The sequence below is a fragment of the Niallia sp. CD-39 genome (assembly GCF_059874745.1).
In genome coordinates, this window is the sequence record NZ_JCBCPS010000004.1 from 349,859 (window position 1) to 369,293 (window position 19,435).

Here is a 19,435-nt window from a genome sequence, read left to right on the forward strand (position 1 = left end):
TCTATTCAATAATTGCCGGAACTTTAAAATATCCGTCTTGTTGATCTGGTGCATTTTTTAGCACATCTACTTGTGTTAGACCCTCTACTGCTTCATCTTCACGCATCACATTTGTGATTTCCAATACATGAGAAGTAGGCTTCACATTATCTGTATTAAGTTCATTTAATTGTTCTGCAAAATCAATCATTGCTTCTAATTGTTTTTTAAATCCTTCTGCCTCGGTATCTGAAATTGCTAATCTTGCAAGATTTGCAACATGCTTTACTTGTTCAATTGAGATATTTGCCATTTCTTGTACCCCTACTTTCTATCCATATACAGTTGATCATATCAAACTTTCACGCACTAAAGCAATAACTGTCTGTGCATACATTTGTTATTTTACCATGTACAGAAATCGATCGCACCTTCATCTAAGAAAACCTTATTTACTTCATAAAGGAAGTGCTATTACTTCATCGATTTTAGTTTCCATTATCTGCTCATGAAAAGAGAATCACCATGTTTATAATGTGATTCTCTTTGGTAAATTAGTTAAATACCTTTTTCAATTTTGCTAAAAACCCTTTTTTCGTTTTTTTAATTGGCTTTGAAATTTCAACGTCTTTCACATAAATCTCTTCTTTGTCGATTGCGTGGTCGTAAGCAAGAAGCAACCCAACTTCTGAATTATAGTCCTTGTTCGTTACCATCGTATATTCAATCCCATACTTATTCGCTAATTGGATGTATTTTGATAAATACGAGTACGTAATATGTCCGTTTAATAATAACTTTGCCTTAGGATGCTTTTTCATCGCTTCCTCAACAGGGAGCAGAATTGAATTTTTTCTCACTTGGGGCTGTTTGAGCGCAATGATTGCTCGCTCGCGAAGTGAACCTAGAAACCTTCTTCGTTCATCAGGCTTTGTCTGCTTATCTCCATACATTCCTACCTGCAGATAATCGTTTACTTTTTCTGACATGTTCATCACCTTCCACTAATCAACTCTTTGATTAAGAAGTTCTCTTTATTATGTATGTTTTTTTCCCGAAAAAGTGAATTCATACACATACCCTTATTATCGTATAAATGGCAAAAAAAATCCTCTCTTCTATGACGAAGAGAGGTATAAATAGGAGAATGTCTTGCAATTGTCAAACAAGGTGAGTGTTACTAGTATTACTTAGAAGAAGTAAATTGTTCTTCCTCTGTTGAACCCTTTAAAGCTGTTGTTGACGATTGGCCACCAGTAATTGTCATCGATACTTGATCAAAGTAACCAGTACCTACTTCGCGTTGGTGACGTGTTGCTGTATAGCCGTCCTTCTCACTTGCAAACTCCGCTTCTTGCAGTTCGGAGTAAGCAGCCATTCCGCGGTCCTTATAGCCACGAGCTAGCTCAAACATACTATGGTTAAGGGAATGGAACCCTGCAAGTGTAACGAATTGGAACTTATAACCCATTTTCCCTAACTCAATTTGGAACTTTGCAATCGTTTCATCATCTAACTTCTTCTTCCAGTTAAAAGAAGGAGAGCAATTGTATGCTAATAATTTTCCAGGGTATTTTTCATGGATTGCCTCTGCAAATAGACGAGCTTCTTCTAAGTTTGGCTCTGATGTTTCACACCAGACAAGATCCGCATAAGGTGCATAAGCTAAACCGCGTGCAATGGCTTGGTCTAAGCCGTCTTTTGTACGGTAAAATCCTTCAGCAGTTCTTTCCCCAGTAATAAATTGAGCATCATAAGGATCAATATCACTTGTAATCAGATCAGCTGCATTGGCATCCGTTCTTGCAATGATCAATGTTGGTACACCAAGCACATCCGCAGCAAGACGCGCTGAAATTAAATTCTTTACAGCTGTTTGCGTTGGCAAAAGAACTTTACCACCTAAGTGACCACATTTCTTTTCTGACGAAAGCTGGTCCTCAAAGTGTACACCTGCAGCACCCGACTCAATCATTCCTTTCATTAATTCAAACACATTTAACTGTCCGCCAAATCCCGCTTCCGCATCCGCTACAATAGGAGCAAACCAATCTGTTGACTCATCACCTTCCATGAAATGAATTTGATCTGCACGTTGAAGTGCCTGATTGATTCTCTTAACAACACTAGGAACGCTGTTTGCTGGATATAAACTTTGATCTGGATACATATGTCCTGAAAGATTTGCGTCAGCTGCTACTTGCCAGCCGCTTAAGTATATGGCCTTTAAGCCTGCTTTTACTTGCTGAACTGCTTGATTACCAGTTAATGCACCTAATGCATTGACAAAATTCTCTTCATTCACTAATTTCCAAAGCTTCTCTGCACCTCTACGTGCTAGTGTATGCTCAATATCAATCGATCCTCGTAATTGGATAACCTCTTCCGCAGTGTATGGGCGCTCAATACCATCCCAGCGTGAATCCATACTCCAGCTTTGAATTAACTGCTTCACTCTTTCAGTAGACATTTTCGTATTCCTCCCTTTTGTTATAAAACAATTATAATTTACATGTAATGTATTATATAACAGATTTTCCAGAAAGTGAACATATTTTTTATAAAAGTTTGAAAATTTTTAAATTGTTATAGTACAGAGAATGGTGGCAGAAAGAGAAAGGCTTATGTAAGAGAGTTTATTGTTTGTAGTGATAAGATTTTGTGCAAAGTTTGTTTTATCTAGCAAGTATTTTATTTTATCTAGCAAGAATCGAGTTTAATCTAGCATAAGTTTAATTTTATCTAGCACAAATCTGATTTTATCTTGCAAGAAGCTGTCTTCATGATCGAATCTTGAAACAAGTCCATTTACATCCGCATAACAAAAAAACAGCCCGGAATGATTGTTCCTGGGCTGTTTCATTTTTATCTTAGTACATTTCTGATGTTGTTTTAGCTTGCATATGAAGCAATAGGTAGTCTGGGCCACCAGCTTTTGAGTCTGTACCAGACATGTTGAATCCGCCAAATGGTTGGTATCCAACGATTGCACCAGTACATCCGCGGTTGAAGTATAGGTTTCCAACATGGAAATCTTCACGCGCTTTTTGGATGTGCTCGCGGTTGTTTGTAATAACAGCACCTGTTAATCCATACTCTGTGTCGTTCGCAATATCAATTGCATGATCAAAATCTTTTGCTTTTGTGAATGCAACAACTGGTCCGAAGATTTCTTCTTTCATGATTCTTGCTTCAGGAGCAACATCAGCAAAGATTGTTGGTTTAATGAAGTAACCTTTAGAGTCGTCTCCTTCTCCACCAGTCATTAATTTACCTTCATTTTTACCAATTTCGATGTAGCTCATAATTTTATTGAACGCGCTTTGATCAATTACAGTTGCCATGTAGTTGCTGTAATCTTCTGGATCACCGATTGTTAATTCGTTTGTTAATTCAACTGCACGGTTTAATACTTGATCGTAAACGTCTTCTACGATTACTGCACGTGAACATGCAGAACATTTTTGACCTGAGAAACCGAACGCTGAAGCTACGATTGATTGTGCAGCTAACTCTAAATCTGCTTCTTTATCAACAACGATTGTATCTTTACCGCCCATTTCAGCGATTACACGTTTTAACCAAATCTGTCCTTCATTTAACTTAGAAGCGCGCTCATAAATACGTAGTCCTACATCACGAGAACCTGTAAATGAGATGAAGCGTGTATCTTTATGGTCTACCAAGTAATCGCCAACTTCAGCTCCGCTACCAGGAACAAAGTTTAATACGCCTTTAGGTAAACCTGCTTCTTCCATTACTTCAACAAATTTCGCTGCAACAATTGGAGTTGTTGAAGCTGGCTTTAATAGAACTGTATTACCAGTTACAATTGCTGCTACAGTTGTACCAGCCATGATTGCAAATGGGAAGTTCCATGGAGAAATGATGATTCCAACACCTAATGGGATGTAATCATAACGGTTGTACTCGTTAGGACGGCTGTTTACTGGCATACCATCTTTGATTGCTAGCATTTGACGTGCATAGAACTCAAGGAAGTCGATTGCTTCAGCAGTATCTGCATCTGCTTCTCTCCAAGGCTTACCTGCTTCTTTTGTTAATAATGCAGAGAACTCATATTTGCGGCGACGGATGATCGCAGCTGCTTTGAATAATACATCTGCACGAGTTTCAGGCTTTACTTTTTTCCATGTTTTAAATGCTTCTACAGCACTTTGCATTGCTTTTTCTGCTAAGTCACGGTCAGCTTTTGATACACGACCAATTACTTCCTCTTTGTTAGCTGGGTTATATGATACAATTTTATCATCAGTTGTTACGCGCTCACCATTGATAACTAAACCATAGTCTTGTCCAAGGTAACCTTTAACTGTTTCTAATCCTTTTTTGTAGTCTTCACTATTTTTCTCAATTGAGAAATCCATAAACGGCTCATGTTTGTACGGTTGTACCATATTATACGCCTCCTGTGTATTCATTTAGCAAACCCTTATTTTTATAAGTATAATTGAATTTTCATACAATTTGTACTTATCAAAAAAGGAAGCTGTTCTATACTATTATCATCGTTTATTCTAACATGATTATTGAAAAAACTTCAATGAAATCTACTTATCATTTTTATTAATGATAGATATGAACGAACGGCTCGTGCTCTCCAGATTTTCGAACAATCAGTGATTCAGGTCCATTTACTGATGTTATACTCACTTCTACCGCAATATAATCTGGAAAATAATTCATAAGCAGACTCGCCGTATATTGAGTGAATCCAACAGCCTCAGCTTTTCCATAAAATTGGATCGGGATATTAATGGAGATTTCCTGGAGTTGATCGCCATTATAGAAGCCAGTACCAATGACTCCGTTAAAGTTTGGAAAATATGTTTCAACATCATGCTTAAAGTTTTTAAATGCTGTTGCATCATCTCTATGATTGCTCTCAGCTTCAGATGAAGGGAACAAAACATATTTCTCATCTACTGATTGCCAATTCCCTAAATTATTGCTTCCATTTGCAGCATGAGCATAACTGAAAAAGTTCCCAGGAACAACAGAAGATTTGCTTTTTTGCTCGAATAAAGCAATCGTTATTGGCACTTCTCTTAACTCGTCCATTTCACGCAAACGACTTAGGATAACTTCTGCCATCTTTCTTCCTTCTTCCTCTAATTCAGCACGAGAAATGTTCACCTCATAGTTTGCTCCATATGCTTCTTTTTGATAATAGTGTATGGAATTCATTGCAAGACCAATCACCACTCCACCTAGTCGAACCGTATTATCGTCTGTTTTTACATGATAATTATGCTCTAAAATATGTGCCAAATAGAGTGGATTGTTTTCGTTCCGCTCTTCGATATCTCCTTGACCGTCATCTACTGGATTTAATCCTAAATTCTGATCCTCTGTCATGTCTCGTTCTTCCAGTTGTGCTTCTGTATACTTACGGTTAAGCCAAGATCGAACTGTGTTTCGATTTAAAAACTTTCCTTCCTGAAAGAAGTAATCGTCTGTATTAAATTGATTTTGTGCCATCCTCATTAAGCCGGTTTCGAATTCATGAAGGTCATAGCGATTATTTGCATTATTGACAACCAATCCTCTCGCTTCACTAGGCTCAAATGGAAGTAGCGTTTTATAATAGTTATCCGATATTTTAAAGTTCGGAATGATTACCGTTTCTGATGAATCTTCACTCTCCTGAACAATCTCTTCCTGTTTGTTAAAATTCGGCACACATCCACTAAGGATCAACAGGAATATAACGGACAGGAGTATCGCTTTTTTCAATGCTATCCACTCCTTATTTTGATAATTCTTCTACAAGCTGTACTTCATTCCAAACTGTGATACCGAGTTCTTCTGCCTTTGCCAGCTTTGAACCCGCATCTTCCCCGGCAATGACTAAGTCTGTTTTTTTGCTCACACTTCCAGAAACCTTTCCACCAAGTGCTTCGATCTTCTCTTTTGCTTCATTTCTAGAAAGGACTGTGAGCTTGCCAGTTAGTACAATCGTCTTATTTGCAAAAACTGAATCAACTTCACTCGCAACTACCTTTTTGGGACCTGTATATTGCATATTTACCCCAAGCTCGATAAATTCTGCAATCAATTCTTTTGCTTCGTCTTGTTCAAAGAAGGTCGCAACTGAATCTGCCATTTTTTCTCCGATTTCATTAATTGCTGTTAGTTCATCTCGAGTTGCCATTGAAAGCCTCTCGATTGATTCAAATTCTTGTGCTAACGTTTTAGCTGCCTTTGCTCCGACATGACGAATCCCTAACCCAAATAGGAGCTTCTCTAGAGAGTTGCTTTTTGATTGTTCTATTGCTTTTAAAAGATTTTGAACAGATTTTTCCCCCATGCGCTCCAATTGAATCAATTGATCGTATGTAAGCTTATATAGATCTGCTACATCTTCAATTAATCGCTCAGTAAATAATTGGCTTATAACCTTTTCACCTAGACCGTCAATGTTCATTGCATTTCTTGAAACGAAATGAATCAATCCTTCACGAATTTGAGCTGGGCATTTCGGATTGATACAACGAAGAGCCACTTCCTCCTCCAAACGTACCAATTCACTTTCACATTCAGGACAATGCGTCGGCATAACAAAGTCAATTTCTTCACCAGTACGCCTTTCAACTAAAACATTGACGACCTCCGGGATAATATCGCCTGCTTTTTTAATCACCACATGATCATTCAGCTTAATATCTTTCTCACGAATTAAATCTTCATTATGCAGTGACGCACGTTGTACAGTCGTACCAGCGACACGAACAGGCTCTAAGATAGCTGTTGGTGTTACAACACCTGTTCTGCCAATACTTAATTCAATATCCTTTAATAACGTCACAACTTCTTCAGCAGGGAATTTATAGGCGATCGCCCACCTTGGGCTTTTCGCAGTGTAACCCATCTCTTCTTGTTGATCAAATGAATCAACTTTAATGACAATACCATCGATGTCATATGGAAGATTCGGGCGCGTTCCTGTCCATTTCTCAATATACGCTATAACTTCTTCTATGTTTGCACATTTTTCACGTTCTTTATTTGTTTTAAAATTGAGCTTTTCAAGATAATCTAGTCCCTCACTATGCGCAGTGATGCCTAGTCCACTTGGGTTTGCCATTGAATATATAAATACATCTAAATTCCTTGTAGCTGCAATTTTTGGATCTAGCTGACGAAGTGAACCTGCTGCTGCATTTCTTGGATTAGCAAATGGCTCCTCCCCTTTTTCTTCCTTCAATTCATTTAATGCCATAAAGGATTTTCTTGGCATGAACGCTTCCCCGCGCACTTCGATTGAAACTTCTTCAGGGAGCTTTAATGGGACGGAACGAACTGTTTTTAAGTTCGCTGTAATATTTTCTCCAACCGTTCCATCTCCACGAGTAGCCCCTATTGATAAAAGTCCATTTTCATATCGTAGCGATACAGCTAATCCATCTATTTTCAGTTCACATACATATGAAATTGAATCGCCAACTGCTTGGCGTACTCGACGATCAAAGTCTCTTAAGTCCTGTTCATTAAAAGCATTTCCCAAACTTAACATTGGAGAAGTATGTTGGATTTTTTCAAACATATCAAGTATGTCTCCGCCTACACGCTGTGTTGGCGAATCTGCTGTTTTATACTCAGGGTATTGTTGCTCTAATTCAAACAGGTCTCTTAATAGACGATCATATTCCGCATCAGGAACTGATGGCTGATCAAGTACATAGTATTCATATCCATATTGATTTAAAAGATTATGAAGTTCTTTCACTTTCTTTGCTACTTCTTCCACAAACGTCATCCTTTCCACCTTCAAATGGGTCATCCTTTTTGAATAGGTGCAAACTTCGCTAATAATCTTTTAATACCTACCGGCTTAGGGAATGCGATATCTAGCTCTGTATTGTCCGCTTCACCCTTCACACTGACAACCGTTCCAACACCCCATTTTCCATGAACTGCCTTGTCACCTACCTGCCAAGAGACCCCATCAGCGCCACTTGTTGTAGCCTTCGGCCGAACGACTGCTTGTCGCATAGGTTGACGAGGAGATGGAGAAGATAATCTGCTAGCCGTTGTTGTTTCATCAGCCAAGCCTTCAACTAAATGGGACGGAATTTCCTTTATAAATCTCGATGGAAGATTCATATTCGTACGACCAAATAAAGTACGCATTTGCGCATTCGTAATAAAGAGTTGTTCTTCCGCACGAGTAATTCCTACGTACGCTAAACGGCGCTCCTCTTCCATTTCGGCTTCTTCTAATAAAGAGCGACTATGAGGAAATACTCCCTCCTCCATTCCAATTAAGAAGACAACCGGAAATTCAAGTCCTTTTGCAGAGTGAAGCGTCATTAACACAACAGCATCCTTCTGTTCTTCATCTTCCTCAAGCTTATCAATGTCAGCGACTAGTGCCAAGTCGGTTAAAAATGCGACCAGTGACTTATCCTCAGAAGCATCCTCAAAGTTTTGAGTTACAGATAAAAACTCATCGATATTTTCTAATCGACTTTGTGATTCGATCGATTTTTCTGCCTTCAACATCTCGCGGTAGCCTGATTTATCTAAAATCTCTTCCACAAGCTCTGTAACAGATAGATATTCTTGCATCATGGTATAGTTTTTAATTAAATCTCGGAATTCAATTACACCTTTTGTAATTTTCGGGCTTAAGCCGATTAATTCAGCAGAATCCAGTGCCTGCATCATTGTAAGATCATGCATGGCTGCGAAATTTGCAATTTTATCAACAGAACCAGATCCAATGCCACGTTTTGGAACATTGATTACCCTTTGTAAGCTAATGTCATCATCTGGATTTGCGACAAGTCTTAAATATGCAAGCAAGTCTTTAATCTCTTTTCGATCATAGAACTTAATTCCCCCGACAATGGAGTATTCAATATTCGATTTTAACAATACTTCCTCCATTACACGGGACTGTGCATTTGTTCGATAAAGTATCGCAAAATCAGCATACTTTCGATTTCCTTGCTGTTTCAATTCTTTCATTTTACTCACGACAAATTGAGCTTCTGTTTGTTCGCGATCTGCACGGTAATAATGAATTTTTTGCCCTGCATCATTGTCAGTCCATAGATTTTTCTTTTTACGATTCGAGTTGTTGGCAATCACATCATTTGCTGCTTCTAAAATCGTTTTCGTTGAACGATAGTTTTGTTCAAGCAATATCACTCTGGCATTAGTATAGTCTTTTTCAAATGAAAGGATATTGCCAATATCCGCACCTCTCCATTTGTAAATCGACTGATCCGAATCTCCAACCACGCAAATATTCTTTAAACGGTCTGCTAGAAGCTTAACAAGCATGTATTGCGCACGGTTCGTATCCTGGTATTCATCCACGTGAATGTATTGAAACTTTTTTTGATAGTATTCTAAAACTTCCGGTACTTTTTGAAACAATTGGATTGTGATCATAATTAAGTCATCAAAATCCAACGCTTGGTTTTTACGTAGCCGTTTTTGATATTCCTTATAAACATCACTAGCCACTTGCTGAAAATAGTCACCCGCTAATTGCTCGTATTTTTCCGGCTCAATTAGCTCATTTTTTGCAGAACTAATCATCCCTAACAGAGCTCTCGGATCAAATTTTTTCGGATCAAGATTTTTTTCTTTTAATATATTTTTTATGACCGACTGCTGATCTGTTGAGTCTAAAATCGTAAAATTACGGTTATAGCCAATTCGATCAATATCTCTCCGCAAAATGCGGACACACATGGAGTGGAACGTAGAAATCCAGATACTTTCAGCCGCCCCACCCATCATTCTTGTTATACGCTCTCTCATCTCACGGGCAGCTTTATTTGTGAAGGTAATCGCCAAGATATTGTATGGGCTAACACGCTTTTCCACCATTAAATAGGCGATACGATGTGTAAGTACTCTTGTTTTTCCACTTCCTGCACCAGCCATGATTAAAAGTGGGCCATCCGTTGCTTTTACTGCTTCTTTTTGTTCTTTATTTAATCCATTTAATAATTTATCCGTTAAATATTGCATGTCTCACTCACCGCCAAACGCATGTTCTTATTTTAATCATAGTCAATTCTTCTTTATTAATCAACGGCTTCTTTTTCTTTCAAAAATCTCAACCGTTTTTAATGCTTCTTTTAGATTCTCATATATTACGTTGCCGATGACAATGACGTCTGCCACCTCTGCCATTTCCTTTGCCTGTTCAACCGAATGGATGCCACCACCATAAAACAGCACTGTATTCTCTAACGCTTCTTTCACTTCACCAACGAGGTGTACATCTCCATATTTCCCGCTATATTCAAGGTAGAAAATTGGGAGAGACAGCATCTTTTCTGCCATCACTGCATACGCTCTCACATCATCAGTCGTTAAATTTGTATCAGCATTAGTGAGCTTAGCTGCTTTACAATCTTCATTTAGAATACAGTATCCTTGAACGAAAATCTCGTCCCAATTCATGATCTCACCGTATTCCTTTACTGCTTCATGATGCAAACCTGTCACCCATTTTTTATCGGGGCTATTTAACACTGACGGGATGAAATAAAGGTCAAAACCAGGTGTAACTGATTCAATTGTTGAGATTTCCAGTACACATGGTACTGTATAACGACGGACCCTCGTCATTAAATCCAACACACCTTCTAGGGTAACCCCATCCGTTCCACCTATAATAATCGCGTCTGTACCAGACTCGCATACTTTCTCTAAATGCTCGTCTGAAATATATTTATTTGGATCGAGTTTAAACACATGCTTCCACTCGTGAATATTATACATCTTTTATCCTCCCATTCACCTCTTACCATTACATCATTATAGCATTTGCCTCCACTTGATTTAAAGCGATGTCCACACCCTTCACTGAAGTCATAAGACTACAATTAAAATCTCCAGTTTCCACAGCAAAAAAAAGACCTAGAAGGATTTACTTCTAGCTCCGAGACTGTTGACACACACTTGTATGCTCGGCATTAAAAGCCCCCTCATGAACCATCATGGACCTTCATTTTTACTGAACATTATAAAAAACGCCTCAAAAAATAGATAGACAAAGTCGGAAATCGACTTTGTCTATCTGCTCAGCCCAGATATTTTATCTCTAGAACCGTTTATTATATTATTCTTCACCTTTATCTTCTTTAATACGATCCAACGCCATTTCATATGCATCGTTTCCATAATTCAAACAACGCTTCACTCTTGATATTGTCGCAGTACTTGCACCAGTTTCTGTTTCAATTTTATGATACGTTTTTCCTTCACGCAGCATTCTTGCTACTTCGAGACGTTGAGCTAATGATTGGATTTCATTCACTGTGCATAAATCATCAAAGAATCGATAGCACTCTTCTAGATCATTAAGAGAGAGAACTGCATTGAACAATTGGTCTAACTCTTTTCCTTTAAGTTTATTAATTTGCATTGGTTTAATTTCCCCTTTTCATTTTATACGAGCAAAATTATTTATATTGTACTGCATTTCCTAGTCCAGGGTTGGTCGGTATGATGCTAATCCAAGTTGTTCCACGTAAGAATGGATAAGGCTCCCCATTTAAATAGGGCAAGATTCTCCCATCTACATTCTCCCATTGTACTTTCTTCAGCTTCCCTTGTTGTACAAGGTAGCCTTCTCCACCTGATTGGAGATCAATTGATCTTCTACCTTCATTATCAATTACTTTATGTTCAGTTTCAACAATGAATAAATTATCAACTAAAACAGGATCTCCTGATTCATAGTCAGAGGTCTGATCTCCATTCGAAGACCGTTTGTATTGTTTCGTTTCACTCACATAGTGGAATTCACTATTAAATAATGGTGATTCGAAGTACTGTATAGCTACCTCTTCCGCATTGCTTCCACCTTCAGCAACTTCATCTGTAAAGGACAATGCATTAGGAGCACGTGATAGTTCATATTGATTTTGTTCAGCACCTTTAACAATATTTTCATAAGAAATATATGAGTTATGAGGTGCTTTTCTAAAATTTACTCGCTTAAAGAGCGTTCCGTCATAATAAAGTCCATTCAGATGATCTACATAGCCTGCATCCATTAATGCTTTGGCATCGGGGGAATTCCCGTGCGTAATATAAATACTATCGTATCCTTTTGCAAGCTCGATATAGTAGTCTCTCGCACTTCTTATAGGTCCTATCTCATCCGGTTTTTTACTCTGGTAAATCGCTAAGAAGCGAGTGACTTCACCTTCAGCCAATACTTCATAGACTAGATCGGCTTCATGGAGGCCTGATTGAGGTCTCGCCTGTGGGTGGTTATTGACCATTACAGCAAAAGATCTATCCAACGATTCCTCAATTGTTCCCATACCTGTTAGTGGAAAAGCATATGGGAGTTGTTCCTTTTTTATGTCTTCATTCTGGTTCACTTGATCATCCGGTAAATCATTGTTTTCAGTCGTTTCGTTCTCATTGGAACAACCAATTATGAAAATTAATAAAAACAATACGCTAATAAGAAGTTTCTTCACTACGTCCACCTCTATACTTTTTTTCCACGGACAAATTGACAATCATAATGACTATTTTCTTCTATTTTAACGCATGATTGTAGGAAAAAGTACAGTTTTATTCATTACATCATACAAGCCCCTTTGAGTTGTGCGAATATAAGGTAAATGAGTAGAAGAAAACAATAATAATGTATAAATTGGATCCTCAAAACGGTATCCCTTGTCTCTTAAATATTGAAGTAGAGCTTTTTCTTCAAGCATTAGATCCTCCACTCGTTTATCAGACATAACCCCTTTTAAAGTCAATGGAATCTCCTGCACAATCTTTCCTTGCTCACAAATAACGATACCTCCACCAATCTCTCGCATACGGTTAAAAGCAATCATCATGTCTTCCTTATTCTTTCCGATTAGAATAATATCCCCTGTATTTGAAAAAGAGCTTACAAAGCCATCCAATTGTCTAGCAAATCCTTTTAATAGCGTGTTGATTCTCCATCGACCATTGCGGTCGATAAGCATGAAATAGCACTCATCATGCATTGGATCCAACTCGTCATTCGAAACATCAATTGTTATCGAATAAGGCTTTGTAACAACTGCGTTCTCCATTTTTATTCCAAAAGGCATCGAGAACTGCATGTCATCCATTGTTAAATCCCAATCAATCGTTAATGGTTCAAATCCATGCTCACACCATTCAATTTTTCCTTCAATGCACTTCGTGACACCTTCGCGTTTAATCCATTTCCCTTTAGCAATCACTGAATGTGGAGTTGGATTGCTTTCCTCATGTAAGAAATTAATATTTGCCACTCGGCCAGTTGCGATCTGCCCGTGCAAATGTTGAATATTATAGTGCTTTGCAACATTGATTGTTGCCATATTATACGCATCAACAATTGGTACGTTCTTATCAATTGCAATCCGAATCATCATGTCCATGATTCCTTGCTCATAAAAGTTCGAGGAAGATCCATCTGTCGTAAAGATAAATTGATCATAATGTTCAATGCCCAATTCATGGATTTCATCTAATAGTAGAGGCAAGTCTGGACGAATTGAAGAATAGCGCAAGGAAACCATATATCCTTGCAGCAGGCGATTGTAGACCTCTTTTCCAGTCATCGCTTCGTGGTCACAATCTGCTCCAAGCAACATTAATTTTGCCAATGTTTTTTCTGAAGCACCTGGAAAATGCCCTTCTATCTTTTTCCTCATTCTTTTTGCTTCTTGAATCCAATGAAGCATCATGTCGTCGCCAGATAAAAGCTTCGGCCAACCTGTCAATTCTCCACCTTGCAATACAGCATCATGTTCTAGCCATGATTTAATATTACTATGTGAAAAGATCGTTTCTTCATTTTGCAGCTCCGTTTGTGCATCAAAGCGACACCACCAATACATCGTTGTTGGCAGATTACGCATATCCTTCAAGAGTGAAAACGCTTTCTTTTTTTCTAACTGCAAGGCAAACACCATATTGTCATTAATAAGGGTTGTTGTACCGAATTGAGCTGCATAATTCGCAAAGGATTGGGGATTATAAAGTTGATAAGGATGAGCATGGGGCTCAATATACCCTGGAACAAGCTTTTGCCCGGAGCAATCAACTATTTCACATTCATGTATATTCGATGGCAAACTATCGCCAACATAAACAATGCGATCTCCATATATCCAAATATTCGCATGAATCCATTTACGAAGGATTGTATGTAAATACGTTGCATTCTTTAAAACAATCGTTGGAGCTAACTTTCCATCAATGACAGCCACATGCTCACGCAAGTGCTTATTCTTCCAACGGTATCTCTGTTCTAACAATGAACTCCCTCCTTATCATCAGTTTTGTTCTTAAGTTTCATCTATTTAAAACGAACAAGAGTTTCCACTTTATTTTTTGTGAATTACAACTAATCATAACACATTTGACTTTTTAACGCACTAAAGAATTACAGATAATTATTACTTTTTTGTGAAGAAGGTGACTATTTTGAAAGTAAAGCAAAATATCGGAATTATGAGTGCTTTGATTCGCATTACATGCGGCTTTACCATCCTTGCTTGGAGCACTGCTAAGCTAGTTAAGTTCCCTTGGAGAGACTCTTATCTTGTTATGGCAATGCTTGGGGCGATGAAGGTAGGAGAAGGGATTGTAAGGTACTGTCCAATTGTAGACTTATTCAACAAAGGAAAAGAAATGGCTAATGACCAAATGCCAGAAACAAATGAAATGATGGATAAAATCGCATCTCATTTCAAAGAATAACGCCAATGTAGACAAAGTCTAAAAGACTTTGTCTACACGTATGTGTTGCCCTATTATTACTTCTATTATTATTGATGCGTTGATAAATGCAGCGCACGGTATCCAATATCGTTGCGATAAAAAACATCATTTGAAGTTAATTTTTCTAATTGGCTATAAACCTCGTCCTGTGCTTCCTTTAACGTTGTCCCTTTTGCAGCAGCTAACAGAACACGGCCACCGTCTGTGACAAAATCCCCAGCCTCATTCTTCTTTGTACCGGCATGAAAAACATGTCCACTCACTTGCTCTAAGCCTGTTAACACACCATCTTTTTTATATTGATCTGGGTAACCTTTCGCCGCTACAACTACACCTAGCATTGCGTTTTCATCCCATACAATCTCTGGCTTATTACCGTTTATCACTTCTAAGAGTACTTTTGCTAAATCAGATTTCATTCGAGGTAATACTACTTGTGTTTCTGGATCCCCAAATCGTGCATTAAATTCAATTACTTTTGGTCCATTGTCTGTATTTATTAATCCCGCATATAACACACCACAGAAATGGCGATTTTCTTGAATAAGTGCTTTTGCTGTTGGCTCTAAAATAGTCTTAATTGCTTCTGCAACCACTTCTTGGCCAATATGTGGTACAGGGGAATACGCACCCATACCTCCAGTATTCGGCCCCTTGTCGCCGTCAAACGCGCGCTTATGGTCCTGAGCAATCTCTAATGGAATGACCATTTCCCCGTTCACTAGTGCCATTAAAGAGAATTCTTCTCCATCTAAAAACTCTTCGATTACAACTGTGGAAGATGCTTCACCAAACTTTGCATGAATAAGCATCTCATCAACAGCAGCTGTCGCTTCCTCCATTGTCATTGCAACGATTACACCTTTTCCAGCTGCTAAACCATCCGCTTTGACCACAATCGGTGCTCCGTTTGCTTCAATGTATTGTTTAGCTTGTTCAGCATCAGAAAATACTTCATATGCCGCTGTAGGAATGCTGTACTTTTTCATTAAATGCTTAGCAAAGGATTTGCTGCCTTCAATTTCAGCTGCTGCCTTTTCTGGGCCAAACACTGGAATCTCTGCGGCTTTAAATGCATTCGCCAACCCGGCTAATAAAGGAACTTCCGGACCAATTACTACAAGACCAACATTGTTGTCCTTCACAAATTGGATCAATTGTTCTTGTTCGTTTTCGTTTATCGAAACCAATGTCGCAACATCTTCCATACCGGCATTTCCTGGTGCAACAAAAACCGTTTCTACCATGGCGCTCTCCTTCAGCTTATAACTGATCGCGTGTTCGCGTCCGCCTTTACCTATGACAAGTACATTCATTTTTAAAACCCTCCTTTGTATCCATTAATGCTTAAAGTGACGTACACCTGTAAAGACCATAGCAATGCCATATTCATCCGCTTTTTTAATTGATTCTTCATCGCGGATTGAGCCACCAGGTTGAATAATGGCGGTGACACCTGCTTTGGCTGCAGCTTCAACCGTATCGTCCATCGGGAAGAATGCATCTGATGCAAGTGCCGAGCCATTGGCTTTTTCTCCTGCTTGATTTAATGCAATGTTCGCTGCACCGACACGATTCATTTGCCCTGCACCGACACCTAAGGTCATATTATCATTGCAAACAACAATCGCATTGGACTTCACATGCTTTACTACTTTCCAGCCGAGCTTCAATGCTTTCCACTCTTCTTCAGTCGGTTCACGTTTCGTCGGAACAGTCACTGTTGCATCTTCTAATCCATACCCATCGAAGTCTTGAACAAGAAGGCCGCCTTCTACAGACGTCAACTTCTTCTCTTTCCCTTTCTCCTGCTCAAACGGAACGGTTAATAACCGCAAATTCTTCTTTGAAGAAAGAATCTCAAGCGCCTCTTCTGAAAAAGAAGGAGCAATGATGATTTCTAAGAAGATTTCATGCAGCTTACTTGCAGTTTTATCATCAACCTCACGATTTAAGACGATGATTCCGCCAAAGATCGAGATCGGATCCGCTTCAAACGCTTTATTAAATGCTTGATAAATAGAAGTTCCTACACCAACTCCACAAGGGTTCGTATGTTTCACAGCAACTGCTGCAGGCTCTTCAAATTCTTTTATGATTTGCATTGCAGCTTCCGCATCATTAATGTTATTAAAAGAAAGCTCTTTCCCTTGCAATTGCACTGCATTTGCAATCGAAAAAGCAGAACCAAGAGGTTTTCGATAAAAGGCAGCCTTTTGATGCGGGTTCTCTCCGTAACGAAGGCTTTGCTTCAATTCATACGTAACCGTGTATGATTCTGGTGACTGTTCTTCTGCTAAATCAGTCATATACTCAGCAATAACTGCATCATAGGCTGCTGTATGACGAAATACTTTTGCAGCAAGCTTCCTTCTTGTTTTTTCACATACATGACCGACACCACCTAACTGCGCAAGAACTGTTGCATAGTCAGCAGGATCGACAACTACCGTCACATGATCATGGTTTTTAGCAGATGCTCTTAACATTGCTGGTCCACCAATATCAATGTTCTCAATGGCATCATTAACGGTAACATCTTGTTTCGCAATCGTTTGTTGAAATGGATAAAGATTCACACAAACAACCTCAATTGGCATGATTCCGTGCTCTTCTAGCTGCCCTTTGTGAGTAGAATCTGTAAACTTCGCCAATAATCCTCCGTGAATCATTGGGTTTAACGTTTTCACTCTACCTTCGAGAATTTCCGGAAAACCTGTAACCTCGCTTACACTTGTAACAGGAAGACCATTTGCCTCCAACGCTTTCTTCGTCCCACCTGTTGAAAGCAATTGAAATCCTAGTTCATGCAGGCTTTTCGCAAATTCTGCTACACCCGTCTTATCTGATACACTAATCAATGCTCGTTTCGTCATATGCGTATTCCTCCACTAAATGGTTGATTCATTAACTTACGAAGTACACTTGGATATAATTGATGCTCAACTTGATGGATTTTATGTTGCAGTGATTCTCTCGTTTCTACTTCACTAATTTGAATCGCTTGCTGTGCGATAATTGGCCCAGTGTCCATCCCCTCATCGACATAATGGATCGTTACACCTGTCTCAGGAACACCGGCTTCAAGTGCTTGACCGATCGCATCTTTTCCAGGGTATGCTGGCAGAAGCGAAGGATGGATGTTGACAATTCGCCCTTCAAACTCTCGCAACAGCTTATGACCTATTAATCTCATATATCCAGCCAAAACGATAAATTCCACTTCATATTTTAATAGCCATTTGATGATTTCTAATTCATAAGCTTCTTTATTTTCGAATTGCTTTGCACTAAAAGCGAATACCGGAATTTGGTGCTTAGCAGCACGTTCGATACAAGCTGCTTTCGGTTTGTCACACACAAGAAGTTCAATTGATGCTGGAATGACCTTGGAATCTACCGCATCAATGATTGCTTGAAAATTCGTTCCACTACCCGAAGCAAAAACGGCTATTTTCTTCATCATCTTCCTCCACTACTTTTTACAAAATCGTAACGCCTTCGCCCTTTTTCACACGTCCAATGATTGAAGCCTTCTCTCCTAATTCTTGAAAGCTGCGGACGACTTCATGTGCATCCGATTCATTAACTGCAACGACCATTCCTGTACCCATATTAAAAACATTGTACATCTCTTCTCGCTTTAGCTCGCCAACTCTTTCCATTAAGCTAAAGATCGGTGGAATCGTAAGTGCATCTTCATTGATCTCTGCCCCTAAGCCTTCAGGCAGCATGCGGGGAATATTTTCGACAAAACCTCCACCCGTAATATGTGCAAGCCCCTTTAACTCATAGTTGTCTTTCACAGCTAGGATGGACTTCACGTAAATTCTAGTCGGACGCAACAATTCTTCTCCTAAAGTCGTTCCTAACTCTTCGACATATTCATTTAACTCCATTTTTGCTTTCTCGAAGAAAATCTTTCGCACAAGTGAATATCCGTTGCTATGAATACCGTTAGAACCTAACCCAATGAGGACATCTCCTGTAGCGATGCTCTCACCTGTAATCAATTCAGACTTTTCGCATGCCCCTACAGAAAAACCAGCAAGGTCATACTCTTCAATATCATACATGCCAGGCATTTCTGCCGTTTCACCACCAACTAATGCGCAGCCTGCTTGTGTGCATCCTTCAGCAATTCCCTTTACAATGGCTTCGATTTTTTCCGGCTCTGCCTTTCCGCATGCAATGTAATCTAGGAAGTATAAAGGCTCTGCACCTTGAACGACAATATCATTGACACACATTGCAACCGCATCAATGCCAATTGTGTCATGACGATTCATCATAAATGCAAGCATAAGCTTCGTACCGACACCATCCGTTCCTGAAATTAAAACAGGCTCTTTTAAGTTCATTTGGGATAGATCAAACATCCCACCAAATCCACCGATGCCGCCCATCACTTCTTTTCGAAGCGTTTTTTGTACATGCTTTTTCATTCTAGTTACAGCTTCATATCCTGCTTCGATATCGACTCCAGCCTGCTTATACGCATTCGTCATAATGTTCCCACCTTATTCACGTCTTCTTAATAAAAGATAATCTATTCCTTTTAGGCTGACTTTCCGAGGGCAGTGTGTGAACCTCATCTTCGCTATCGCTATTCACTTCCCACGCTTTCCCCTCGGGAATCTTCGCCTTACACTCAATTCAGGACCTAATACGCACAAAATAGATATACTTTCTGCTA

Annotated in this window: 16 protein-coding genes; 1 reads left to right on the plus strand and 15 read right to left on the minus strand. The window is 39.1% G+C overall.

The genetic code is table 11. The features are described 5' to 3' along the window. Position 1: 1 nt before the first annotated feature. The 11 genes from gatC to AC6F34_RS12045 all read right to left on the minus strand — a co-directional run bounded on the left by gatC (position 2) and on the right by AC6F34_RS12045 (position 14,273). A complete protein-coding gene (gene gatC / locus AC6F34_RS11995; RefSeq protein ID WP_500772376.1) occupies positions 2-292 on the minus strand; it encodes an Asp-tRNA(Asn)/Glu-tRNA(Gln) amidotransferase subunit GatC in 291 nt (96 codons plus the stop codon). A gap of 241 nt (positions 293-533) precedes the next feature. Further along, positions 534-968, minus strand: a complete 435-nt coding sequence (locus AC6F34_RS12000) for a YueI family protein (protein ID WP_500772378.1) — start codon at positions 966-968, stop codon at positions 534-536. A 197-nt stretch (positions 969-1,165) separates the two neighbouring features. After that, positions 1,166-2,449: an isocitrate lyase gene (aceA, locus tag AC6F34_RS12005; protein WP_500772379.1), complete on the minus strand. Its 1,284-nt coding sequence runs from the start codon at positions 2,447-2,449 to the stop codon at positions 1,166-1,168. A 400-nt stretch (positions 2,450-2,849) separates the two neighbouring features. Then, positions 2,850-4,397, minus strand: a complete 1,548-nt coding sequence (gene pruA, locus AC6F34_RS12010) for an L-glutamate gamma-semialdehyde dehydrogenase (RefSeq protein ID WP_500772381.1) — start codon at positions 4,395-4,397, stop codon at positions 2,850-2,852. Between the two features lie 169 nt (positions 4,398-4,566). Then, positions 4,567-5,736, minus strand: coding sequence for a CamS family sex pheromone protein (locus AC6F34_RS12015; RefSeq protein ID WP_500772383.1), 1,170 nt, complete (start codon positions 5,734-5,736; stop codon positions 4,567-4,569). 13 nt (positions 5,737-5,749) lie between these two features. After that, positions 5,750-7,759: an NAD-dependent DNA ligase LigA gene (gene ligA, locus AC6F34_RS12020; protein WP_500772385.1), complete on the minus strand. Its 2,010-nt coding sequence runs from the start codon at positions 7,757-7,759 to the stop codon at positions 5,750-5,752. A gap of 20 nt (positions 7,760-7,779) precedes the next feature. Then, positions 7,780-9,990: a DNA helicase PcrA gene (gene pcrA, locus AC6F34_RS12025; protein ID WP_500772387.1), complete on the minus strand. Its 2,211-nt coding sequence runs from the start codon at positions 9,988-9,990 to the stop codon at positions 7,780-7,782. A 60-nt stretch (positions 9,991-10,050) separates the two neighbouring features. Continuing rightward, a complete protein-coding gene (gene pcrB, locus AC6F34_RS12030) occupies positions 10,051-10,749 on the minus strand; it encodes a heptaprenylglyceryl phosphate synthase (protein WP_500772389.1) in 699 nt (232 codons plus the stop codon). 340 nt (positions 10,750-11,089) lie between these two features. Beyond that, on the minus strand, positions 11,090-11,395 hold the full coding sequence (locus AC6F34_RS12035; protein ID WP_500772391.1) for a YerC/YecD family TrpR-related protein: 306 nt from the start codon (positions 11,393-11,395) through the stop codon (positions 11,090-11,092). A gap of 37 nt (positions 11,396-11,432) precedes the next feature. Continuing rightward, positions 11,433-12,464, minus strand: a complete 1,032-nt coding sequence (locus tag AC6F34_RS12040) for a DUF3048 domain-containing protein (protein WP_500772393.1) — start codon at positions 12,462-12,464, stop codon at positions 11,433-11,435. Positions 12,465-12,530: 66 nt separating this feature from the next. Beyond that, a complete protein-coding gene (locus AC6F34_RS12045) occupies positions 12,531-14,273 on the minus strand; it encodes an adenine deaminase C-terminal domain-containing protein (RefSeq protein WP_500772395.1) in 1,743 nt (580 codons plus the stop codon). A gap of 169 nt (positions 14,274-14,442) precedes the next feature. Here AC6F34_RS12045 and AC6F34_RS12050 point away from each other — a divergent pair, with 169 nt between their 5' ends. Further along, positions 14,443-14,718, plus strand: coding sequence for a YgaP family membrane protein (locus AC6F34_RS12050; protein ID WP_500772397.1), 276 nt, complete (start codon positions 14,443-14,445; stop codon positions 14,716-14,718). Positions 14,719-14,786: 68 nt separating this feature from the next. Here the strand turns inward: AC6F34_RS12050 and purD are convergent, their stop codons facing one another. From purD to purM, 4 genes are read right to left on the minus strand one after another with little or no spacing between them, the layout of a single operon-like run. Then, positions 14,787-16,055, minus strand: coding sequence for a phosphoribosylamine--glycine ligase (gene purD / locus AC6F34_RS12055; RefSeq protein WP_500772399.1), 1,269 nt, complete (start codon positions 16,053-16,055; stop codon positions 14,787-14,789). Between the two features lie 24 nt (positions 16,056-16,079). Continuing rightward, the gene (gene purH, locus AC6F34_RS12060; RefSeq protein WP_500772401.1) at positions 16,080-17,615 is read right to left on the minus strand and encodes a bifunctional phosphoribosylaminoimidazolecarboxamide formyltransferase/IMP cyclohydrolase; all 1,536 of its coding nucleotides are present in this window, start codon (positions 17,613-17,615) and stop codon (positions 16,080-16,082) included. Beyond that, the gene (gene purN / locus AC6F34_RS12065; protein WP_500772403.1) at positions 17,612-18,202 is read right to left on the minus strand and encodes a phosphoribosylglycinamide formyltransferase; all 591 of its coding nucleotides are present in this window, start codon (positions 18,200-18,202) and stop codon (positions 17,612-17,614) included. Before purN ends, purH begins: the two co-directional genes overlap by 4 nt. 19 nt (positions 18,203-18,221) lie before the next feature. Beyond that, entirely contained in the window at positions 18,222-19,247 is a 1,026-nt protein-coding gene (gene purM / locus AC6F34_RS12070) for a phosphoribosylformylglycinamidine cyclo-ligase (RefSeq protein ID WP_500772405.1), read from the minus strand. Between the last annotated feature and the right edge of the window lie 188 nt (positions 19,248-19,435).